This is a genomic window from Brevibacillus sp. HB2.2 (genome assembly GCF_013284275.1).
Taxonomy (GTDB): Bacteria; Bacillota; Bacilli; order Brevibacillales; family Brevibacillaceae; genus Brevibacillus; species Brevibacillus brevis_D.
This window is the reverse complement of record NZ_JABSUV010000007.1, coordinates 13,089-34,872: the sequence shown is the minus strand read 5'-3', so window position 1 is coordinate 34,872 and position 21,784 is coordinate 13,089. Positions and strand designations below refer to the sequence as shown.

22 protein-coding genes are annotated in these 21,784 nt (G+C 49.4%); all 22 read left to right on the top strand.

Going from position 1 to position 21,784, the window contains the following annotated elements; all coding sequences use genetic code 11:
- The first annotated feature begins 151 nt into the window (after positions 1–151).
- Entirely contained in the window at positions 152–3,316 is a 3,165-nt protein-coding gene (locus HP401_RS06685; RefSeq protein ID WP_173604505.1) for a phosphodiester glycosidase family protein, read from the top strand.
- A gap of 418 nt (positions 3,317–3,734) precedes the next feature.
- Positions 3,735–5,117, top strand: a complete 1,383-nt coding sequence (gene bioA / locus HP401_RS06680) for an adenosylmethionine--8-amino-7-oxononanoate transaminase (protein WP_173604504.1) — start codon at positions 3,735–3,737, stop codon at positions 5,115–5,117.
- Positions 5,118–5,122: 5 nt separating this feature from the next.
- The gene (gene bioD / locus HP401_RS06675) at positions 5,123–5,842 is read left to right on the top strand and encodes a dethiobiotin synthase (protein ID WP_173604503.1); all 720 of its coding nucleotides are present in this window, start codon (positions 5,123–5,125) and stop codon (positions 5,840–5,842) included.
- Between the two features lie 20 nt (positions 5,843–5,862).
- A complete protein-coding gene (gene bioB / locus HP401_RS06670) occupies positions 5,863–6,858 on the top strand; it encodes a biotin synthase BioB (protein ID WP_173604502.1) in 996 nt (331 codons plus the stop codon).
- 7 nt (positions 6,859–6,865) lie between these two features.
- Positions 6,866–8,065, top strand: a complete 1,200-nt coding sequence (gene bioF, locus HP401_RS06665; protein ID WP_173604501.1) for an 8-amino-7-oxononanoate synthase — start codon at positions 6,866–6,868, stop codon at positions 8,063–8,065.
- Positions 8,062–8,799, top strand: coding sequence for an alpha/beta fold hydrolase (locus HP401_RS06660; RefSeq protein ID WP_173604500.1), 738 nt, complete (start codon positions 8,062–8,064; stop codon positions 8,797–8,799). The genes bioF and HP401_RS06660 overlap by 4 nt, the downstream gene beginning before the upstream one ends.
- Positions 8,768–9,604, top strand: coding sequence for a malonyl-ACP O-methyltransferase BioC (bioC, locus tag HP401_RS06655; protein WP_173604499.1), 837 nt, complete (start codon positions 8,768–8,770; stop codon positions 9,602–9,604). The genes HP401_RS06660 and bioC overlap by 32 nt, the downstream gene beginning before the upstream one ends.
- A gap of 96 nt (positions 9,605–9,700) precedes the next feature.
- The gene (locus tag HP401_RS06650; protein WP_173604498.1) at positions 9,701–10,891 is read left to right on the top strand and encodes an acetyl-CoA C-acetyltransferase; all 1,191 of its coding nucleotides are present in this window, start codon (positions 9,701–9,703) and stop codon (positions 10,889–10,891) included.
- Positions 10,892–11,028: 137 nt separating this feature from the next.
- Entirely contained in the window at positions 11,029–11,238 is a 210-nt protein-coding gene (locus HP401_RS06645; RefSeq protein WP_081437281.1) for an AtpZ/AtpI family protein, read from the top strand.
- Positions 11,239–11,249: 11 nt separating this feature from the next.
- Entirely contained in the window at positions 11,250–11,618 is a 369-nt protein-coding gene (locus tag HP401_RS06640) for an ATP synthase subunit I (RefSeq protein WP_041749692.1), read from the top strand.
- A 68-nt stretch (positions 11,619–11,686) separates the two neighbouring features.
- Positions 11,687–12,502, top strand: coding sequence for a F0F1 ATP synthase subunit A (gene atpB / locus HP401_RS06635; RefSeq protein ID WP_087341741.1), 816 nt, complete (start codon positions 11,687–11,689; stop codon positions 12,500–12,502).
- A gap of 57 nt (positions 12,503–12,559) precedes the next feature.
- On the top strand, positions 12,560–12,781 hold the full coding sequence (atpE, locus tag HP401_RS06630) for a F0F1 ATP synthase subunit C (protein WP_015893623.1): 222 nt from the start codon (positions 12,560–12,562) through the stop codon (positions 12,779–12,781).
- 113 nt (positions 12,782–12,894) lie between these two features.
- Positions 12,895–13,398 (top strand): F0F1 ATP synthase subunit B, encoded by a 504-nt coding sequence (gene atpF, locus HP401_RS06625; RefSeq protein ID WP_015893622.1) that lies wholly within the window; start codon positions 12,895–12,897, stop codon positions 13,396–13,398.
- Positions 13,395–13,922, top strand: a complete 528-nt coding sequence (locus HP401_RS06620; RefSeq protein WP_173604497.1) for a F0F1 ATP synthase subunit delta — start codon at positions 13,395–13,397, stop codon at positions 13,920–13,922. The genes atpF and HP401_RS06620 overlap by 4 nt, the downstream gene beginning before the upstream one ends.
- Positions 13,923–13,965: 43 nt before the next feature.
- Positions 13,966–15,477: a F0F1 ATP synthase subunit alpha gene (gene atpA / locus HP401_RS06615; RefSeq protein WP_015893620.1), complete on the top strand. Its 1,512-nt coding sequence runs from the start codon at positions 13,966–13,968 to the stop codon at positions 15,475–15,477.
- A 74-nt stretch (positions 15,478–15,551) separates the two neighbouring features.
- Positions 15,552–16,415, top strand: a complete 864-nt coding sequence (atpG, locus tag HP401_RS06610) for an ATP synthase F1 subunit gamma (RefSeq protein WP_015893619.1) — start codon at positions 15,552–15,554, stop codon at positions 16,413–16,415.
- 48 nt (positions 16,416–16,463) lie between these two features.
- Positions 16,464–17,873 carry a F0F1 ATP synthase subunit beta gene (gene atpD, locus HP401_RS06605; RefSeq protein ID WP_015893618.1) on the top strand — a complete coding sequence of 470 codons (1,410 nt, stop codon included), beginning with the start codon at positions 16,464–16,466 and terminating at the stop codon, positions 17,871–17,873.
- A gap of 27 nt (positions 17,874–17,900) precedes the next feature.
- Positions 17,901–18,299: a F0F1 ATP synthase subunit epsilon gene (locus HP401_RS06600; RefSeq protein WP_016740192.1), complete on the top strand. Its 399-nt coding sequence runs from the start codon at positions 17,901–17,903 to the stop codon at positions 18,297–18,299.
- 221 nt (positions 18,300–18,520) lie between these two features.
- Positions 18,521–19,261 carry a DUF6042 family protein gene (locus HP401_RS06595; protein WP_016740193.1) on the top strand — a complete coding sequence of 247 codons (741 nt, stop codon included), beginning with the start codon at positions 18,521–18,523 and terminating at the stop codon, positions 19,259–19,261.
- A 484-nt stretch (positions 19,262–19,745) separates the two neighbouring features.
- Positions 19,746–20,117 carry an NADH-quinone oxidoreductase subunit A gene (locus HP401_RS06590; protein WP_015893615.1) on the top strand — a complete coding sequence of 124 codons (372 nt, stop codon included), beginning with the start codon at positions 19,746–19,748 and terminating at the stop codon, positions 20,115–20,117.
- Positions 20,108–20,626 carry a NuoB/complex I 20 kDa subunit family protein gene (locus HP401_RS06585; protein ID WP_007725455.1) on the top strand — a complete coding sequence of 173 codons (519 nt, stop codon included), beginning with the start codon at positions 20,108–20,110 and terminating at the stop codon, positions 20,624–20,626. The genes HP401_RS06590 and HP401_RS06585 overlap by 10 nt, the downstream gene beginning before the upstream one ends.
- Positions 20,623–21,783, top strand: coding sequence for an NADH-quinone oxidoreductase subunit C (locus HP401_RS06580; protein ID WP_173604496.1), 1,161 nt, complete (start codon positions 20,623–20,625; stop codon positions 21,781–21,783). The genes HP401_RS06585 and HP401_RS06580 overlap by 4 nt, the downstream gene beginning before the upstream one ends.
- Position 21,784: the final 1 nt, after the last annotated feature.

The window sequence follows — 21,784 nt, the reverse complement described above, 5'->3', positions numbered from 1 at the left end:
TTGTTTTCTATGACTGACGATTTGGTATGTTTTTCTAAGAGAGAATCGAGAGAATTGGCGAAACTATCCATGACCTATTGCGTCTAATATTTAGTTGCTTAGCTTAGATGGTAGAAAGACAGAGTTTGGAATACGGAGAGGAGTTATCAACATGAGAGCGCAAAGGATAGTGACGCTGCTCACGGCTACGACCATGGCCTGGGGAGCTTTTGTTCCGTTTGTGCCGTTTGCGACCAATGTCGCACACGCCAGAGCGGAGACAAGTGCATTAAATATGATGTGGCAAACCCCAATTGGTGAGGGGACCACTTTGCAGAAATATACGAAATCATTTGCCAATCAAGTAGTCACGATCATGGTAACCAAGGTTGATTTGAACAATCCTTATGTTGAGGTAAAACCGGTATACGGAACGAAGGGCAAGCTGACAGACAGGCAGACGGTTACACAAATGGCGCGTGAAACCGGAGCTGTAGCAGCGATTAATGCCGACTTTTTTAACATGTCCAAGCGGGGAGCGCCGTTTGGTATTGTCATGAAAGACGATGAACTGATTTCTTCCATGGGTTTGGTCTCCTACTGGTACGCGCTGGGCTTGACCGGAGACAAGATGGCCATTGTCGACAAGTTTGGCTTTGGCGGAAAGGTTACTGCCCCTAATGGTGCTACCTATTCGATTCAGGGTGTCAACAAGGAAGAGTACAACCCGAGTGATTCACGAAAAAGTCACCAGAACCAACTGAACGTCTATACCCCTTCCTTTGGCAAAACCAGCTTGGGGACGATACCGGGCTACAAAGATGTCGTCGAGATTTTGTTTGTAGACAATGTAGCCAAAGAAGTTCGTGTGAATCAACCAGGCGTATACATACCTTACAACGGCTATGTCCTTTGGGGACATGGAGCAGCAGGAGCATTCCTCAAACAAAACTTCCCTGTCGGCGCTACTGCAGCGGTTGAGTACCAAACGACACCACAGACACTCAACCTAAAGCAAGCGGTAGGCGGCAATGTGATTTTGGTTGATCAAGGGAAAGCGCTCACTTCCTTTCAAGCGGACAAGTCTATCATCAACAAGACGGCACGCACATCGGTCGGAGTTTCCCAGGACGGGAAGACCTTGTACATGGTCACGATCGATGCGAGCCAAGGCGTTTATTTGGACGAGCTAGCAAAAATCATGGCGGAGCTCGGCTCTTATCGGGCTGTAAACTTTGACGGTGGTGGCTCTACGACCATGGCAGCCCGCATGCTGGGTGAGACACACGCGAATCTGGCGAATAAGCCGAGCGGCGGTGCTGAGCGTCGAGTACCTACTGGACTGGCCGTATACAATACGGCACCTGCTGGAGAATTGAGAGGCTTCCAAATCGATGTACCGGCAGATGTGCTTATCGGACAATCTATCCCGCTCAGTGCATCCAAAGGTTATGATGTGCATTTCCAACCGTATGCGATCAATGCAGGCGATGTGAGCTGGGATGCTAGTCAGTCCGAAGCGGGCTCCGTAAATGGCAAACACTTCACACCAGCTCGTTCCGGCAAAATCACATTGACTGCGAGATTGGGCAATGTGACGCAAAATAAAGACATTCAAGTCATTTCCGGCATCGATGTGCAGCAAATCATCGTTTCCCCGAATCCGATTACCATTGCACCGGGACAATCCATTACTCTCGATGTCAAAATCAAAACGAAAAAGGGCTCTACCGTACAAGCGACGCCACTTAGCGTAAAAGCGAGTGTCGATTCTTCTGTAGCGACGATTAACGACAATTTGCAATTGGTGGCAGGCAATGAGCCGGGCAACGGAAACCTGACGATTACGTATGATGGCGTGGCGACAACTGTACCATTTGCCGTTGGACAATTTGAGCAGCCATGGCTCACCTTCGATAATCAGGCAGGCATGTACCATGCGGCAAATCCGTCTAGCATTAGTTCGGCTGGTTCGTTCGCGCTCGTCTCCGATCAGACGTTCCGCACGAAAAAAGCAGCGAAGTTAGTGTACAACTTCTCAGGAGCACCAGCGAACAACATGCGGATTTCGTACGGTATGCTGGGGGCAAACCCTGTGACGATTCCTGGCAAGCCGCTCGGATTGGGCTTATGGGTCAATGGGGACAACAGCGGACATTGGCTCCGTGCAGAAGCAATTGATGCAAACGGCAAGTCGGTCTACGTCGATCTGGCAAAAGAGATCAATTGGACAGGCTGGAAGCAAGTGAAAGGCTACTTCCCGAGCAATGTTGCCTATCCATTGCATCTGAAGAGTGTGTATGTCGTTGACCAAGCCAATGATGGCATTACACACGATAAAGGAACACTGTACTTCGATGAAGTCTCGCTCCTCTTGGGCAACAAGACAGGTCAACCGAGCGATGTGGCCGTTGTCCCTGAACTCCCAGGCAGCATGTCACTCGGAGCGGAGCTTGATCTCCATTACTCCTTTGAAAATACTGCATCTTATCTGGACAGTGCACTGATTGATGTGGAGTCGATCGTGACCCAACCAATGCCAGGATATGTACCTGCTGATTACTCGTTTACGATTAAGCCGGGCGAACTAAAAGCAGGGCAAGAGGACGCGATTTCAACCTCGTCGATTCGATTGACCTTGGCACCGAAGCAATGGCTCGCTGGAAAAGGCGTTGGACTCTTGTACGTAAACCAAGTAAACAATACGTTGGATCCGCTTCTGGGAACCATGAATGCTCAAGGTCAGTGGGTATATGAAGTCAATAGCTACGGCAAGTACATTCCGTACTACCTGGACAATGCAGGCACGAGCAGCGCTGGATTTACAGATATCACGAAGCATCCAGCCAAGGCAGAAATCACCTACATGGCGGAAAAGGGTTACGTGAAGGGTTTGACGGAGACGACTTTTGGCCCAGAGGTTTCTCTGACAAGAGCACAGTTCGTCACCCTGCTCGCGCGCTCTTTTGAATGGGAGCTCCCTTCCTCACCAAAACTGAAATTCAAGGATAAGGTGCCTTCCTATGCGCAAGGTGCCGTACAGGTTGCTGTTTCCAAAGGTTTGGTGAAGGGGTATAACGATAATACCTTCCGGCCGGATCAGCCGGTGACTCGCGCAGAGGCCGCAGTCATTCTCGATCGTCTCGTGAATAAAAAGGGAGCGACGAAAAAGGTCTCCGATAAAGGAACCTGGCCTTCCTGGGCATCGACATCCATCAACAACATGGTCGGACTTGGTCTGATTGATCCAGTTGGAGGAAATTATCAGCCGAATAAACCGACGACGAGAGCAGTGTGTGTCGTGGCACTGTATCGCATCCTGCATCAAGATAAATAGAATCGGAATATAAAAGGTCAAGCTCCTCTAACGAAGAGGAGCTTGACCTTTTTGAGTTTTAGGAGGTATCGATGAACGGACAAAGCTGGTGAGAAGAAAAAGCGCAGGGCTCGTAGACCTTGACAACGCTTACCCAGTCGGAACTTCCGAAAGGGGACCACGCTTGTCGAACACTTCTTCCTCGAGAACCTTCCGCCCGTAGGGTGGCTTTGGCTCGACGGTCCCCTTTTGGAAGTGGAGACGGACAGTATATCCCCCAGCTGGCGTGTCAGAGTCGAAGAGAACTGCGCTTTTTCTTCTCCTCCACTATGTTGACTCAAACTAGAAGGACCTTCTTAGATGTTCCTGATTTTTCAAAGTCGAGAAAAAAGCTTTGCCAAAATAGGTTAACCATTTTAAAATAACGGTTAACAAATATATGTTAACCAAGGTTGTGATTTGGTTGTTAAATAACTATGAAGAACTCTCTGCCAAAAACAAGCAATACGTTTGGCATCCCTTCACCCAAATGAAAGACTACGTCGCACAGGAGCCACTCATTATTGCGAGAGGAGAAGGGATCAAGCTATTCGATGTGAACGGCAAAGCTTACTACGACGGTTTTTCCTCTGTGTGGTTGAACGTCCATGGCCACAACGTTCCCGAGCTGAATCAGGCGATCACGGAGCAGCTCGACCAGATTGCCCATTCTACTTTGCTCGGCATGGCAAACGTCCCATCCATTTTATTAGCGGAAAAGCTGATCAATCTCGCTCCAAAAGGATTGAGTAAAGTTTTTTACTCTGACAACGGGGCAACTGCGGTCGAAATCTCACTGAAAATGGCGTTCCAATACTGGCAAAATCGCGGACAGACCGGAAAGCATTCGTTTATCACGATGAACAATGCCTATCACGGGGATACGATTGGAGCCACCAGTGTGGGAGCCATTCCTCTCTACCATCAGGTCTACAAACCGCTGCTCTTTTCTCCACATGTCATTCCATACCCTTATCCGTACAGGCAAGGCGGCGAAGAAGCAGCCGTTCAGTCCACATTAAGCAGCCTGGAAAGTTTGCTTAGGGATAAAGCTCATGAGATTGCGGCGATGATCGTAGAGCCTGTCGTGCAGGGAGCAAGCGGCATGATTATCATGCCGGATGGTTGCTTGAAAAAAATCGCGGAGCTGTTGCGCGCTCATGATGTATTGCTGATCGCAGACGAAGTAGCGACAGGATTTGGACGAACGGGGAAAATGTTCGCTTGTGAGCATGATGGGGTCGTGCCAGACATCATGGCAGTTGCAAAAGGGCTTACGGGAGGGTATTTGCCTGTAGCGGCTACCTTAGTAACCGAGCAGATTTATGATGCCTTTTTCGCTGACTATGAGGAACAGAAAACCTTTTTCCACGGACATTCCTTCACAGGAAATCCACTCGGCTGTGCTGTTGCTCTCGCCAACCTGCGGCTGATGGAGGAGCGCGGGGTTGTTCAACAAGTAGCACAAAAGGCAATCGTGTTGGAGCAATTGCTAGGGCCGCTGTACAGCCTGCCTCATGTAGGAGATATCCGTCAAAAAGGCTTGATGGCGGGAATCGAGCTGGTTCGTGATAAAGAGACCAAGGAGCCTTATCACTGGAATGAGCGGATCGGTGTGCGTGTCTGTCAGGTAGCGAGAGAAAAAGGGCTTTTGACACGACCGTTGGGCAACGTCATCGTTTTTATCCCGCCGCTTGTATCTACAACCGAAGAATTGGCTGACATGGTTCGGATTTTGGCGGAATCGATTCAGGATGTAACGACAGGTGAAGTAGAGGAGTGATTGATATGGCTGATCGCCTCTTTTCCGGATTGTTCATCACAGGAACAGATACTGGGGTAGGCAAAACGATTGTGACCGCCGGAATCGCATCCGTGTTGCGTGAGGCAGGAGTGGACATCGGAGTTTGGAAGCCAGTCCAGTCAGGAGCACGAGCACATGATGAGGGCAGTGACGCTATGCACTTGAGATCGTGGAGCGGAGTGCCTGACGCGTGTGAGGAGATAGCCCCACTTTGTTTTGAAGCACCGCTTACCCCTTATCTGGCTGCGGATGCAGAGGGGAAAAGCTTGACTATGGAGGAAGTAATCGCTTGCGGGCGACCCTTGATGGAACGTTATCCAGCACTTCTTGTCGAAGGAGCGGGTGGTCTGATTGTTCCATTGACTCCAACCGAAACGATGGCGGATCTTGCTGCTCGGCTGAACCTGCCCATGCTCATCGTAGCTCGGGCTGGGCTCGGCACAATTAACCATACGCTCTTGTCCGTTTGGTATGCACGGGAACTTGGGATCGAGGTTGTAGGTGTCATCCTGAATCAAAACAACTCAGCTGGTGTCATTGATGAGAGTGTCAAGACAAACGCGAGCATGATTGAGAGCTATGGGGGAGTTCCCGTATGGGGCGTGCTCCCATGGATAAACAAACCGTTAGAGCGCCAGCACTTGACGCAGCTGATCCAAGAATGTGTAGACATCGGACAGCTGTGTCAGTGGAGCCATAAATAATAAGAGGGGGAGACGAGAAAATGGAGCAAAGCATCTGTTTGGATTGGAAGGGATACTCTCGTAAAGCAATTAGCAAGGAAGTGCTTACGCACGAAGAGGCAATGAAGGTGTTGCAAGCGCCGGATGATGAGCTGCTGCTGGTCATGAACGAAGCATTCCGAGTCAGAAAGCACTTTTTCGGAAAAAAGGTCAAACTGAACATGATCATCAATGCCAAGAGCGGCCTATGTCCGGAGGATTGCGGTTACTGCTCACAGTCGATTGTTTCGAATGCTCCCGTATCCAAGTACACGATGCTGGACAAGGAGACATTGCTCGCAGGTGCGCGAGAAGCCATGAATCGAAAAGCAGGTACATACTGTATTGTCGCCTCAGGACGCGGTCCCACGGAAAAAGAGCTGGGCCAAGTCATCGAGGCCGTCAAAGAAATCCGTGAGACGATGCCGCTGAAAATTTGCGCGTGTTTAGGGATTCTAAGCGACGAACAAGCAACGCGTCTAAAAGATTCAGGTGTTCACCGTTACAACCATAATCTCAACACGAGTCGCAACCATTACGAAGCGATTACGACAACGCACACGTACGACCAGCGTATACAGACAGTCGATACCGTGAAAAGAGCAGGGATGTCGCCCTGCGCAGGCGTGATCATTGGCATGGGGGAGAGCGATGAGGAGATCGTCGAAATGGCATTTGCCCTGCGCAATCTCGACGCAGATTCCATCCCGATCAATTTTTTAAATGCGATTCCAGGAACCCCGTTGGAGGATAAAGGACGCACCCCGGCAATGAAGGCTCTGCGTGTTCTCGCTTTGTTCCGATTTATTTGCCCAGATAAAGAAATTCGTGTTGCGGGTGGTCGCGAAGTGAATTTGCGCACCTTGCAGCCCCTTTCCTTGTATGCGGCTAACTCGTTGTTTGTAGGCGATTATTTGACGACACCCGGGCAAGAAATCACGACAGACCATCAGATGATTGAAGACCTCGGGTTTGAAATCGAGCTGTGTGCGCTGTAGATCAGTTATGAATAAACGCTACACATGGCTGGAAGAAGAATACGATTCATTGCGGAAACAATCGTTGGCAAGAGAGTGGAACACCGTAGAGTCAGCCAGTGATCGTGCAGGCACGTGGATTCAAGTCGAAGGGAAACCATTATTAAATCTGTCATCGAACAACTATTTGGGCTTGGCCCACGATCAACGAATCGTGGAAGCTGGCAAATTGGCGGCAGAGGAGTGGGGGGCAGGAGGAACTGCCTCTCGTCTCGTCCATGGCAACTACGCGTTATACGACGAGCTGGAACAACAATTGGCGGCGTGGAAAGAGAGAGAAGCGGCGCTTGTTTTTGCAAACGGCTATCAGGCAAATACAGGGGTAATTGCAGCGCTTGCTGGAAGAGGCGACGCTGTTTTTAGTGATCGATTGAATCACGCCAGCATTGTAGATGGGATCGTGCTCAGTCGGGCGGAGCATTTTCGGTACAGACATAACGACATGGAGCATTTGGAGTTTTTACTGAAAAAGCACCAGGATGCAAGACGGAAGTGGATCGTCACGGACAGCATATTCTCCATGGATGGTGACAAAGCTCCTCTGCATGAATTGGTACAACTACGAGATCGTTACGATACCATGCTGATGGTTGATGAAGCCCATGCAGGGGGAGTGCGTAGTGACGAAGGGCAGGGCTTGTGCCACGAGCTGGGCATCGCCGGAAAAGTCGATGTGTTGATGGGAACCTTCAGCAAGGCATTTGGTGTTTATGGGGCATACGTATGCGCAGATGAGATCATCATTCGTTATTTGATGACAAAAGCGCGCTCGCTGGTCTATTCCACAGCTCTGCCTCCTGCTGTGATTGGCTCGAACCTGGCGGCGTTGTCTTTGGTACAAACAGACTCTTGGCGCAGAAAAGCAGTGAGGCAGAATGCGCTCATGTTTCGCCAGTTGCTTCGCTCACGCGGGTTTACTGTAGACGAAGAAGATACGCCAATCATCCCGCTCACGCTAGGCGAGAATGAGTGGACTTTGCAGTTCAGCAAAAGGCTTAGGCAGCGAGGGATTGCAGCAGTGGCGATTCGACCTCCTACTGTGCCAGCAGGAACTGCACGTATCCGTTTTACCGTGATGGCTGCTCATACGCGTGAAGAGCTGGAGTGGGCTTGCGAACAAGTGAGCGTAATCAGGGACGAGCTTCAGAAAGGAGGGACGATATCGTGAGAAAAGTGATGTTGTGGCTAACCGGGTGGGGAATGCCAGATTTTAGCTGGGATGCGGTTCGCTCACAGTTCCCTTCCTATCAGCACATCATTCCTACTTATTCGGACGTCACGGATTCCTCGCAATTTTACGAGAGAGTAGTAGAGGAAGTCCGCCCTCTAGCAGCGCAGGAGCTGATTGTAGTGGGGTGGTCTATGGGAGGGATGCTCGGAATACGCCTCGCTGCCCAGTACCCGGTCTCAGGACTTGTTTTGATCGGCACAACAGCTCGCTTTATATGCGAACGGCATGACCTTCGCGCTGGGTGGCATCCTGTTGTTTTACAAAGGATGAAAAGGCAGCTTTCTGTAGCACGCGAGCGGGTGATGGACGCATTTGTCGAACAGATGCTCACACCGGGTGAGCGTGAACAAACAGGTCTGCATGTGAGACTGGACAGCCAGAAGTGGAGTACGGCGGCGTTGATTGCGGGCTTGACCTACTTAGAAGAAGAGGATTGCCGCCCGTTCTTGTCTTCGCTGACTACTCCTACTCTCGTCATTCGAGGCACGGAGGATGCTATCTGTTCGCTCACAGCCGGAGAAGAACTGGCGAGTAGCCTTTCGGGTGCCAATTTCGTTCAAATTCCTGACTGTGGTCATGCCCCGCATGTATTTGTTCCGGAGGTTGTAGGAGATTCGCTAAAGAGGATGGTGGAGCAGCTTGCAGAAGAGGGCAATCAGCAGCCGATTTAGTGAGAAGGCTGTCTCATATGAAAAATACGCACTTGTGCAAAAGAAGATGGCCGATCATTTGAGTCAAATGGTTACAGAGATAACGAACGAGAATGATGTACGAAACATCCTAGAGATTGGCTGTGGAACAGGGGAGTTAACCCGCGTCATTCGTAGCCATTTTTCTGCTGCCCATTACGAGGCGGTAGAGATTGCGCCAGGTATGCTGGAGCAGGCGAAGAACAACCTGGAGCAGCACGGCCTGATTTGTTCATTTTCTCAAGCTGATGCCGAAGAATGGGTTTGGGAACAACAGGCGAAGTCAAAGGATTTGATCGTTTCAGGAGCGTGTTTTCAGTGGTTTGCCAGGCCAGCGCATACGCTAAGAGGATTGGCAAGAATCCTGAAGCCGGGAGCACCTTTGGTTTTTTCGACATTTGGACCTGATACTTTTTGGGAGCTGCATGATTCGTTTGCGAATGCTCATGCGATTTTGGGAGAAAAGGGAGTACGCCATGGTCTGGAGTTTCTCTCTACACGTGATTGGCATGAGCAATTGGAGGAAGCAGGGTTTACGGATATAGAGATCAGTAGGAAATATGAACGGCTAACTTACCCGGGTGTACGGGATTTCCTGCATGCTGTGAAAGCCGTGGGCGCCAGTGCAAGTATGGAGCAAGGGAGCGGTCTTGGACGCAGAAAACTCCTTACAGAAATGATTCGTTACTATGAACAGACGTATAAAAGGGAAACGGGCATCCCTGTCACCTACGAAGTTATTTACGCTCGTGCTGTTTCATCAAGAGCCGTGACGTTTTTTAAATAAACTGGAAAAGAAAGCGATTTCCTAGCAGGAATCATCATGAAGAGATGGAATCTTAAGAAGGTTGCCTATCCTGTGTATTTGAGGGGTGTGTGGAAGATGAGTCAAAGAGAAATCGTCATTGCGAGTGCTGTGCGCACTGCTATAGGTAGCTTTCAAGGAACGCTTGCAGGTGTCAGCGCGACAAAGCTGGGCGGAATTGTACTGGAAGCAGCGCTAGAGCGTGCAGGTGTTTCCAAGGATGCGGTCGATGAAGTGATTATGGGGAACGTACTGTCAGCAGGCTTGGGTCAAAACCCGGCGCGTCAGGCTTCTATTCACGCGGGCCTTGCTCATGAAGTCCCCTCCCTGACAATTAACAAAGTTTGTGGTTCAGGTCTAAAAGCCGTTCATCTGGCCGTTCAGTCCATCCTTGCTGGTGAGGCAGAGGTTGTCTTGGCTGGTGGGATGGAAAATATGAGTCAAGCACCATACTTAATGGAAGGTGCGCGTTCAGGCTACCGCATGGGAGATCAGAAAGTGGTAGACTCCATGATTCGCGACGGGCTGTGGTGTGCTTTCAACGACTACCACATGGGCATTACAGCAGAGAACCTTTGCACCAAATACGAAATCGGACGCGAAGAGCAGGATGAATTTTCAGCGTGGAGCCAGGAAAAGGCTCAGCAAGCGCTCACTAGTGGTCGTTTTCAAGAAGAAATCGTGCCGGTTCCGATCCCGCAGCGCAAGGGTGACCCGGTGCTGTTTGTCGTAGACGAATTCCCGCGTGCTGGCGTGACAGCCGAAGCCCTAGGCAAACTAAAGCCTGCATTTAAAAAGGATGGAACTGTGACAGCCGGGAATGCATCTGGTATCAACGATGGAGCAGCAGCTCTTTTGATTATGACACGCGAGAAGGCAGAAGAGCTGGGTGTGAAGCCTCTTGCCCGTATCGTAGCCAATGCAAGTGCAGGTGTTGATCCGAGCATCATGGGGTACGGTCCAGTTCCTGCGACCAAACGCGTATTGGAAAAAGCGGGTCTGTCGATTGCTGACATTGACTTGATCGAAGCAAATGAAGCTTTTGCTGTTCAATCGCTGTCTGTTGGCAAAGCACTAGGCTTTGATCGCGAGAAGCTGAATGTCAACGGCGGAGCCATCGCCTTGGGACATCCAATTGGTGCGAGTGGAGCGAGAATATTGGTCACGCTAGTGCATGAATTGCAAAAACGCGAAGGGGCAAAATATGGGTTAGCAACACTTTGCATCGGCGGTGGACAAGGCGTCTCTACAATTGTCGAGAAAATTTAAATTTCAAATTGTGAACGCTTTGTGTACAGACTGAGCCTAACGTTGACAAAGGGAATAATTCTTCGTTAATATGAATGAGGGCAAAGGGGCACTTGACACCAGCCCTCTCCTTATGTATGAAAGGAGAATGTTACTCTGTGTCGAAATTGGATAATCCGTGGCGAGCGATCACATTGGTCACCCTGATCGGTGTAGATATGGCCGTTTGCGTGATTTCGGGAGTCCTTCTGGGAAAATACTTGGATAGTCTTTTCTCTACCAATCCGCTTTTTTTGATGGTTGGGCTGCTCGCGGGATTAGGAATAGGCGTGTATAGCGTCTACCGCATCGTTCGCGGTTACCTCTAGGGAGATGGAACATGCAAACGTTTTCTTCGGCAATGCGATCCACTTTTCGCTATGCCTTTTTCTGTATGGCAATTGCCTCGATACTCTGGGCGGTGTTGCCATCGTATCGTTTCTTTTTGCAAAGCCTCCTTCTTGGGATGGTTTGCAGCTTGGTAAATGGCACGGTTCTCTTCAGCAAAACCTGGCGCATTAGTCAGATGGCTGTTGATCCAAACGTCCGGCCAAAAGGGACTGGTATGCTGCAACGACTGGCTGTGGCAGGCTTTGCAGTCTTTTTGACAATGCGTTTTCCCCATTTGTTTGGAATCGCTGGCGTATTGATAGGGTTATTCCTCTTTCAGATTCTCAGTTTCCTTTTTGTGTATCGCTCCTTTAAATAGATAGTAGATATTTTTTCTTTACAACGTACGTAAGCAATAGATTCGCGCGGAAGAAAGGGGTGAAATACATGCATTATTCTCTGCGGTTTGAATGGTTGGGCATGGTATTTGACATCTCCACTATTCTTATGATTTTGGTTACCTCTCTGGTGGTGCTTTTGCTGTGTATCGGGATGACCCGCAACCTGACCTCCGCAACTCCAAGCGGCGCGCAAAACGTGATGGAATGGATTGTGGACTTCGTTACCGGCATTACAAAAAGCTACATCACACCGAAGAAGGCTGCGGGCTTTGTCTCGCTGGCACTCACTTTGTTCCTTTACATTTTCCTTGGAAACCAACTGGGTCTCGTATTTAACGTAAACACGGCTCACCACAACGGTCCTGACCATCAAGTAAGTGAAAAGGTTAAAGACATGTTGACGGCTTCCACGAATGAACAAATGAAGCAACAAAAGGTGGCCAAGCTTGAAGAAGAGCTGAACTCTACCGATCCGTCCTCGCATGGCGTTGTCATTGGCTGGTGGAAATCACCAACAGCGACTCCTAGCGTAACTTTCGCTCTGGCGTTCATCGTTCTTCTCTACGCTCACTATCTGGGTATCAAGAAGAGCTTCAGCGGATGGTTGAAACATACATTCCTGAACCCGATTCACATTCTGGAGGAGTTCATCATCAAGCCGTTGACGCTGCCTTTGCGTCTATTCGGTAACATCTTTGCGGGTGAGGTTTTGATTGCCTTCCTGCTGGGTGTAGGGATCTTCGGAAGCATTCCGCTGTTCCTGTGGTTGGGCTACTCAGTGTTCGTCGGTTCCGTACAGGCATTCATTTTCACAACGCTGGCGATGGTTTACCTGTCACAGCAAGTGAATGAAGATCACTAATTTTGCGCTTACCCGATTTTATCTTCGCTTTTTAAACACTAAGGAGGTTTTTAAACAATGGAAGGTTTGGCTCTTGCAATTGGTATCGTATTTGGTCTGGCTGCTCTTGGCGCAGCGATTGGTAACTCTTTGGTAATCTCTCGTACAATTGAAGGTGTAGCTCGTCAACCAGAAGCACGTGGTAGCCTGATGGGTCTCATGTTCCTGGGTCTTGGTCTGGTAGAGGCAGTTCCGATCATCGCTGTAGCGATCGGTTTCATTCTCTTCGGTCGCCTGTAATCAGCGAGCATTTAGTAACAATAGGCGGGCACTTGATACCCGCCTATATTTTTGACAAAGACAATTAATAACCTTGATATACATCTTTCTTTTCGCAGGAAGGAGTGAAACGAATGCTCGACTTTGGAGCGGTATCCCTGGAATGGGGAACGCTGTTAACCCAGGCAATTGTGTTCTTGTTGTTGTTGCTGCTTGTTCGTAAATTGGCTATGGGCCCGATCGTAGGGATCATGGAAAAACGTCGTCAGCATATCGAAAGTCAAATCTCCTCGGCTGAGAAGAACCGCACTGAAGCGGAAGCTCTTCTAGCTGAGCAACGTCGCGTGCTGGATGAAGCGCGTGCAGAATCAAAAGCAATCATTGACCGCGCTGCAAAGCAAGCGTCTGATGAAGCAACCAAAATCGTGACAGAAGCACAAGCTGCATCCGAGCGTATGAAAGCGGAAGCAAGCGCTGAACTGGCACGTGAAGTGGAAAAAGCAAAACTCGAACTGCGTGAGCAAATGACCAGCCTGTCCGTGCTCTTGGCTTCCAAGATCATCGAGAAAGAACTGGACGAAGCAGCTCAAAAGTCTACTGTTGATAAATTTCTCGCACAAGTGGGAGATCGCCTATGAGTAGCGCAGTAGGAAAACGTTATGCTCGTGCGCTCTTTGAAGTAGCGAGTGAACGTAGCAAGATTGATCAGGTAGAAGCAGACCTGGGTGCAATCGTGGAAGCGGTTGAAGGCAATGAAGATCTGAAAAAGATCATGCTGCACCCTCACATCGCAGCAGATGCGAAAGTTACGCTCGCTGACGAATTGTTCAAAAGCCATGTAGGAGAAGAAGCCTTTAATTTTCTAAACGTCCTGATTGAGAACGGACGCGAAGTTGATCTGGTTGATATCTACCGTTCTTTTGTACAATTGGCGAACGAAGCTCGTGGATTTGCAGATGCGATTGTGACAAGTGCAAAACCGCTTTCTACTGAAGAGCAAAATGAGCTGGCTGAGAAGTTCGGACAAACGCTGAATAAAAAGCTGCGTATGACAGCAGTCGTAGATCCAGCGATTCTCGGTGGCGTTATTATCAAAATTGGCGACCGTCTGTACGATGGCAGCTTGAAAACGAAGTTGGAAACCTTTGCGCAAAAAGCGTAAAGTTCGATGGCTTTTAAGAAGTTGGATGAATGGGGTGAATTAAGTGAGTGCAATCAGACCAGAAGAGATTAGCTCCCTCATTAAAGAGCGGATCGCTAATTTTAAATCTGAAATCGAAGTTGTGGATGTAGGCACAGTCATCCAAGTAGGTGACGGTATTGCTCGTGTTCACGGTTTGGAAAAGGCCATGCAAGGGGAGCTGCTCGAGTTCCAAAATGGCGTAATGGGTATGGTACTCAACTTGGAAGAAGATAACGTGGGTGTCGTTATTATGGGACCTTTCCGCGACATTAAGGAAGGCGATACTGTAAAACGTACCGGCCGCGTTATGGAAGTTCCAGTAGGGGAAGCGCTGCTCGGCCGCGTTGTAAACCCACTGGGTCAACCAATCGATGGTCAAGGCCCTATTGCAAATAACGGTTTCCGTCCAATCGAGAGCCCAGCTCCTGGTGTTATGGCACGTAAATCCGTACACGAACCACTCCAAACAGGTATCAAAGCGATTGACGCGATGATCCCAGTTGGTCGTGGACAGCGTGAGTTGATCATTGGTGACCGCCAAACTGGTAAAACAGCAGTGGCGCTCGACACGATCATCAACCAAAAAGGTAAAGACATGATTTGTATCTACGTTGCAATTGGTCAAAAGCAATCTACCGTTGCAAACATCGTAGAAACTCTGCGTAAAGCAGGGGCTCTGGAATACACAATCATCGTTTCTGCTACTGCGTCTGACCCAGCTCCAATGTTGTACCTGGCTCCATATACAGGTGTAACAATGGCTGAGTACTTCATGTACAAAGGCGGACACGTTCTGTGCGTATACGATGACCTGTCCAAACAGGCTGCTGCATACCGCGAAATGTCCCTCTTGCTCCGTCGTCCTCCAGGTCGCGAAGCATATCCTGGTGACGTATTCTACTTGCACTCCCGCTTGCTGGAGCGCGCTGCGAAACTGTCTGATGATCTGGGCGCTGGTTCCATTACGGCTCTGCCATTCATCGAAACCCAAGCGGGTGACATTTCCGCATACATTCCAACGAACGTGATCTCCATCACGGACGGTCAGATCTTCCTGGAGACAGACTTGTTCAACGCAGGTCAACGTCCAGCGGTTAACACCGGTCTTTCCGTATCCCGTGTAGGTGGTTCCGCGCAAATCAAGGCGATGAAAAAGGTAGCAGGTCCACTCAAGCTCGAGTTGGCTCAATACCGTGAGTTGGCTGCGTTTGCTCAGTTCGGTTCCGATCTGGACAAAGCGACCCAAGCTCGTCTGACCCGTGGTGAGCGTTTGATGGAAATCATGAAACAAGGTCAATTCGATCCAATGCCTGTTGAGAAGCAAGTTGCTTCTATCTATAGCGCTACAAGAGGTTTCCTGGATGACATTCCAGTAGCAGAAGTGCGCCGTTTTGAGAAAGAGATGTTGTCTTTCTTGGATTCCAACAAACCGCAACTGTTGGAGCACATCCGCACAACGAAAGACCTTCCAGATGAAAAAGAATTCAACGCAGCGATCGAAGAGTTCAAAAAAGGCTTTTCGGTAACTCGCTAATCGTTAACCTGATAGACATCAGATGCATGCCGGGCGATTTGCCCGTGCATGCGTCCTCAAGGTGGTGAAAACGAGTGGCTAAAGGAATACGTGAGATTCGACGCAGTATCAAAAGTAAGAAAGATATGCGCCAAATCACGAAAGCGATGAAAATGGTGGCGGCTGCAAAGCTTCGCCGTAACCAGGATAAAGCTGAGGCGGCACGCCCGTATGCTGACAAGATCCAAGAAGTGATTGCAAGCATCGCGAGTGGGACTTCTGGTTCCAAACATCCAATGTTGCAAAATCGTCCTGTGAAAAAGACTGGTTATATTGTCATCACTTCCGACCGTGGACTTGCTGGGGGTTACAATGCCAACATTCTCCGTAAAGTGGTAAATACCATTAACGAGAAGCACAAGTCCAAGGATGAATACGGTATTTTTGTGATTGGCCGCAAAGGTCGTGACTTCTTCAGCAAACGGAACTACCCGCTTTTGGATGAAGTGACAGGTCTGCCAACCAGCCCAGCCTTTGCTGATATCAAGAAAATTGCTGGTGCAGCAGTCCAAATGTTCGAGAACGAGCAGATTGACGAACTGTACCTGTGCTACAACAAGTTCCAAAGTGCAATTTCGCAAATACCTACCGTAAAACAATTGCTGCCATTGGAAGCTCCCGAGAGCAACAATGCGCGCGCAATCAATTACGAGTATGAGCCGTCCTCGGAAGAAGTATTGGCGGACCTGTTGCCGAAATATGCGGAAACACTGGTTTACAGTGCACTTCTCGAAGCAAAAGCTTCAGAAGAAGGTTCCCGTATGACTGCAATGGGCAACGCGACAGACAATGCTACGGATATGATCAACCGTTTAACGTTGAGCTACAACCGTGCTCGTCAGGCAGCCATTACACAAGAGATCTCCGAGATCGTTGCAGGTGCAAACGCACAGGCTTAGTGGCAGCGAATAGCTCCCAATTTAGCTTTACAGGAGGGAAGAAGTAAGATGGCGAATGGACGTGTGGTTCAGGTAATGGGTCCGGTTGTTGACGTCGAGTTCGACCGCGGACACCTGCCTGCCATTTACAATGCGATCAAGATTCAACATAAAGCACAAAGTGCCGGTGAGCGCGACATCGACTTGACTGTTGAGGTTGCTACTCATTTGGGCGATAACTTGGTTCGTACCGTTGCAATGTCTTCCACTGACGGTTTGGTTCGTGGTATGGAAGCAGTTGATACCGGTGCAGCTATCTCCGTTCCAGTGGGTGCAATTACCCTCGGACGCGTATTTAACGTATTGGGTGAGCCGATCGACCTGCAAGAACTCGGTCAAGTAGATCGTCGTGACCCAATTCACCGTAAAGCTCCTGAGTTCGTAGACCAAGCAACGACTGTTGAGATCCTGGAAACAGGTATCAAAGTTATTGACCTCTTGGCTCCGTACATCAAGGGTGGTAAGATCGGTCTGTTTGGTGGTGCGGGTGTAGGTAAAACCGTTACTATTCAAGAGCTGATCAACAACATCGCGCAAGAGCACGGTGGTATTTCCGTATTCGCTGGTGTAGGTGAGCGTACCCGTGAAGGTAACGACCTGTACCACGAGATGAAAGACGCAGGCGTACTGCCGAAAACCGCGATGGTATTCGGTCAGATGAACGAACCGCCTGGTGCACGTCTTCGTGTAGCGTTGACTGGTCTGACTATGGCGGAATACTTCCGTGATGAAGAAGGCCGCGACGTTCTTCTCTTTGTTGATAACATCTTCCGCTTTACACAAGCGGGTTCCGAAGTTTCTGCTCTCTTGGGCCGTATGCCATCTGCGGTAGGTTACCAACCAACATTGGCTACCGAAATGGGTCAGCTGCAAGAGCGTATTACTTCCACGAAAAAAGGTTCCGTAACGTCCATTCAAGCGATCTACGTACCAGCGGATGACTACACTGACCCGGCTCCTGCTACTACGTTTGCTCACTTGGACGCTACAACGAACTTGGAGCGTTCCATCGCTGAGCTGGGTATCTTCCCTGCGGTAGACCCACTCGCATCCACTTCCCGTGCTCTGGCTCCTGATATTGTAGGACAAGAACACTATGATGTGGCTCGTAGCGTTCAAAAAATCCTGCAACGTTACAAAGAACTGCAAGATATCATCGCGATTCTCGGTATGGACGAGTTGAGCGACGACGACAAGCAAGTAGTTGGACGCGCACGCCGCATTCAACGTTTCTTGTCCCAGTCCTTCCACGTTGCCGAGCAGTTCACTGGTAACCCAGGCCAATACGTGCCATTGAAGGAAACTGTTCGCAGCTTCAAGGAAATCCTCGAAGGTAAGCATGACCACCTGCCAGAGGGCGCGTTCCTGTACGTAGGTACAATTGAAGAAGCGGTAGAAAAAGCGAAGAAAATGGCGTAAGACACCCTGGAAAGGGGAGACGAGTAAGTGAGTAAGATGACAGTTGAAGTCGTAACTCCTGAACGGGTTGTCTACAGCGGTCAGGCTGAAATGGTGATTGCTCGCGGCTTGCAAGGGGAAATTGGTATTATGCCGAACCACATGCCGTTGGTAACCCCGCTGAAAACAGCGCCAGTTCGGATTAAGACAGAAGGCGATAAAGAAGTAAAGATGGCTGTAAGCGGCGGCTTCATGGAAGTGCGCGGCGATAAAGTGACCATCCTTGCTGAAACGGCTGAATTGCCGGGAGACATCGATGTTGAACGCGCGAAGGCAGCGAAAGAGCGTGCTGAAAAGCGTTTGACTGAGAAATATGCCGAGCTCGACGTCAAGCGTGCAGAACGCGCGCTGCAACGTGCGATGGCACGTCTCGACGTATCGAAGTAAAGCGTAAGCTTGATATCCCCGCGCCCATGTGGCTGCGGGGATTTTTCGGTTATAGGGTAATGAATGACGAGCAATGGAAATCGGGCATGATATTTCCAGTTGGTAATTGCCTAATGTTTCTGTGTATAATAGACCTAATGCCCTGCCGACGAGCTACGTTATCATGATAAACAGCGGGAAAAAGCGGCATTGGCTATTGGGATTAAAGGAGAGTGTAATTGATGCAAACCGTTCGCGATATCCGCCACAATCAAGATGGCGTAGTGATTCCTAGCAGCTTTGCGGCTAATGGCTGGACAAGCGTGCTATCTCATGAAATGAATGTTCTTTTCCAAGCAATGTGCTATGTGGTAACGAAGCATGAGTCTAAAGAAGAGATGAGAAAAGCTCTGGACGAGTTCGATGCATTAAAAGGCACATTCACCGAGCCTGTTCAAGAAGGCTTTAAGTCTGAAGAGGATTTTAAAGGCTATGTAAACCTCTTGAACAGATTCAAAGCATTCATGAGTCGTTCCGAATATGCATATCCGACATCTCTTGACGAAGCGATTGAGCTTTTCGTGAAGTGGGGTCTGGTAATCGATAATGGAGATGCTTGGGATGTACCGGTTTATCCATTCCCAGATGCATCTGAGTTGTTCAAGCTGAGTGAAGCAGAATCTCTTGCATTGGCTCATATTAAATTGGAAGCATTGGTTCATCCGATGTTTAGCCGCCTTGTGATGAAGCTGCACGAGCAAGAAGAAAATACGTTCAGCATGTCCAAAGCAGAAATGAAGCAATTGCTGAACACCAATGATCAAATGCTGGCAGAGGTTCTGATCAAGCTGACTCCATATATGGAAGAAGCGATTGAAAATATGCTGGAAATCCCAGAAGACGAGAAGATGAACTTCACGATTGTATGGGAGCGCATTTACGAGGATTTCCTCGGACAGCAATTTTCTAACAATGTTCAATAATTAAGAGAATAGCAGGGCCAGACGGGCATATTCGTTTGGTCATCATACTATGCTGGAAAAACTCAGGGAGAAATCTCTGAGTTTTTTCCCTTTATATGGCACAAAAGGAAGGCTTTCGTTAGACACCCTATTGGCTATTTGCTATAATGATAAAGGTATTTTTTTCTAGCAACACTGGTTCAAAAGACGTCTTTTCAGCATCGAGAAAGTGGCGAGACCCTGAAGAAGGAGGAGCGGAGTGTAGGGGACCTACATGAGCACCGGACTTCGAGGGTGAGCGCCAGTTTCGATGTCGAATCAGCTTTCAGAATTACTTCGTGATCAAAAGACGACTATTGAACAACCCCTAGCAGTATCATTTAGCGACAGCGTTCATACCTACACCTTTGATGCTGCGAGCAGTACCCTTTTGAGGGAGTCTCGACTTCTTCTGGAGGACAGCGCAAGACGATTCATACCTTTCTCAAGAGCGGAGGGAACGTGGGTGAGTGACATCTATACCAACAATTATGTGATTGTCGCGATCTTTTTGATTCTTGGTGTGCTGTTGCCCGTGGCTACAGTCAGTTTTGTTGGTCCATTACTTCGTCCAAAGAAACCGACACGGGAGAAGCAAACTACTTATGAAAGCGGTAACATTCCTGTTGGTGACAGTTGGGTGCGTTTCAACGTGAAGTATTACATCTTTGCCCTCATGTTTGTCATCTTTGATGTAGAAACACTCTTTCTGTATCCGTGGGCCGTCGCTTACAAAGAACTGGGGCTCTTTGCCTTAGTCGAGATGGTCATCTTTATATCCTTGCTCGTCGTAGGATTGATTTACGCGTGGAGAAAGAAGGTGCTGGAATGGAACTAGATCTGACAAGCATTGCGCCTGAATTGCAAGAGGAATTGAATCGCAACGTCATGTTCACGACATTGGAAACAGTGAAGGGATGGGTTCGCAGTAACTCGTTGTGGCCATTAACTTTTGGCTTGGCCTGTTGCGCAATCGAGATGATGGGAACGGGTGGGGCGCGTTATGACCTCGACCGGTTTGGCGTTATTTTTCGAGCATCCCCAAGACAATCTGATGTCATGATCGTAGCCGGAACCGTCACGAAAAAGATGGCACCACTGCTGCGCAGGCTGTATGATCAAATGCCTGAACCAAAGTGGGTGATTGCCATGGGCTCCTGTGCGACAGCGGGAGGTCCGTACGTGCGCTCGTACAGCGTTGTAAAAGGTGTAGACCAGATTGTGCCTGTCGACGTATATATTCCGGGTTGTCCGCCTAACCCTGCCGCTTTGATCTACGGAATCAATAAGCTCCAAGAAAAAATCCGTTACGAAGCGAAGACTGGGAAGCAGGTGACCAATCTATGAGCGACGAGAAACGCAAGCCGACGCCGGAGGAAAAGGCAGCGGCAGCCGCTGAAGCCCGTGCCAAGGCGGAAGCTTTGCGAAAATTAAGAGAACAGGAAGCGCAGGCTTCCCAAGAGGCGAGCCAAGTAGAGGCATCGCAAGAGCCACAAGAGGAAGTCTCTGCTCCGGAACCGAAACCAAAGCCAGTGTCGGAAATGACACCTGAGGAAAAAGCTGCAGCCAAGAAAGCAGCAGCGGCTGAAGCGATTGCCAAGGCAAAAGCGGCGAAGGAACAGGCGGAAGCTACTCCACCGCCAGCAAAGCCAGTGTCGGAAATGACGCCGGAAGAAAAAGCCGCAGCCAAGAAAGCGGCTGCTGCAGAAGCACTAGCCAAGGCAAAAGCAGCGAAGGAAGCAAAAGAAGCCGCGGAAAAGGGAGCAGATACAGCTGATTCCGCTCCAGATGCGGATGCCAAGGCGAAGGCCGCCGCTGCCGCAAAAGCCAAGGCTGCCGCCGCAGCTGCTGCTAAGGCAAAAGCCGCTCGTGAAGCAGGCGGCGATGAATCCGGTGATGACGATGCCAAGGCGAAGGCCGCCGCTGCCGCAAAAGCCAAAGCAGCCGCCGCCGCAGTAGCGAAGGCAAAAGCAACGCAAGCAACTGGGGATGAGACTCCGGCAGAGGAAGCGCCGAAAGCGCCTTCCAAAAACCAGCCCTATCTTGATAAATACGTTTCACGAATTTCCGAAGCATTTGGACAGGAAGTCATCGAGGCTTCGTATATTAACGAGCTAGGTAAGGAAGTTCCGACTCTCACCATTCAAAATGAACGTTGGCATCAAGTTGCCCAATTTTTAAGAGATGATGAGCAATTGAGTTTTGAGTACCTGTCCGATCTTCACGGTGTCGATTACGAGGATCGCCTGGAGGTATACTACCACTTTTATTCCTACAAAAATCGTCAAAGCTTGGCAGTAAAGGTCAAAACGAGCAGAGAAGAGTCAAAAGTTGCTTCTGTAATGGACCTCTGGCATGGCGCAAATTGGAATGAAAGAGAGACTTTTGACCTTTTGGGTATTCATTTCCCGGGACATAAGGATTTACGTCGAATCCTGTTGCCGGATGATTGGGTAGGGTATCCGCTGCGCAAAGATTATGTGCAATACGACGAGGAGGTTTAGC

Coding starts and splice junctions, on each gene's coding strand:
- atpF (WP_015893622.1), top strand. CDS start 12,895: ATGCTCGACTTTGGAGCGGTATCCCTGGAATGGGGAACGCTGTTAACC.
- HP401_RS06620 (WP_173604497.1), top strand. CDS start 13,395: ATGAGTAGCGCAGTAGGAAAACGTTATGCTCGTGCGCTCTTTGAAGTA.
- bioB (WP_173604502.1), top strand. CDS start 5,863: ATGGAGCAAAGCATCTGTTTGGATTGGAAGGGATACTCTCGTAAAGCA.
- HP401_RS06685 (WP_173604505.1), top strand. CDS start 152: ATGAGAGCGCAAAGGATAGTGACGCTGCTCACGGCTACGACCATGGCC.
- atpB (WP_087341741.1), top strand. CDS start 11,687: ATGCATTATTCTCTGCGGTTTGAATGGTTGGGCATGGTATTTGACATC.
- HP401_RS06640 (WP_041749692.1), top strand. CDS start 11,250: ATGCAAACGTTTTCTTCGGCAATGCGATCCACTTTTCGCTATGCCTTT.
- atpE (WP_015893623.1), top strand. CDS start 12,560: ATGGAAGGTTTGGCTCTTGCAATTGGTATCGTATTTGGTCTGGCTGCT.
- HP401_RS06580 (WP_173604496.1), top strand. CDS start 20,623: ATGAGCGACGAGAAACGCAAGCCGACGCCGGAGGAAAAGGCAGCGGCA.
- HP401_RS06595 (WP_016740193.1), top strand. CDS start 18,521: ATGCAAACCGTTCGCGATATCCGCCACAATCAAGATGGCGTAGTGATT.
- bioA (WP_173604504.1), top strand. CDS start 3,735: ATGTTAACCAAGGTTGTGATTTGGTTGTTAAATAACTATGAAGAACTC.
- HP401_RS06585 (WP_007725455.1), top strand. CDS start 20,108: ATGGAACTAGATCTGACAAGCATTGCGCCTGAATTGCAAGAGGAATTG.
- atpD (WP_015893618.1), top strand. CDS start 16,464: ATGGCGAATGGACGTGTGGTTCAGGTAATGGGTCCGGTTGTTGACGTC.
- bioD (WP_173604503.1), top strand. CDS start 5,123: ATGGCTGATCGCCTCTTTTCCGGATTGTTCATCACAGGAACAGATACT.
- bioF (WP_173604501.1), top strand. CDS start 6,866: ATGAATAAACGCTACACATGGCTGGAAGAAGAATACGATTCATTGCGG.
- HP401_RS06650 (WP_173604498.1), top strand. CDS start 9,701: ATGAGTCAAAGAGAAATCGTCATTGCGAGTGCTGTGCGCACTGCTATA.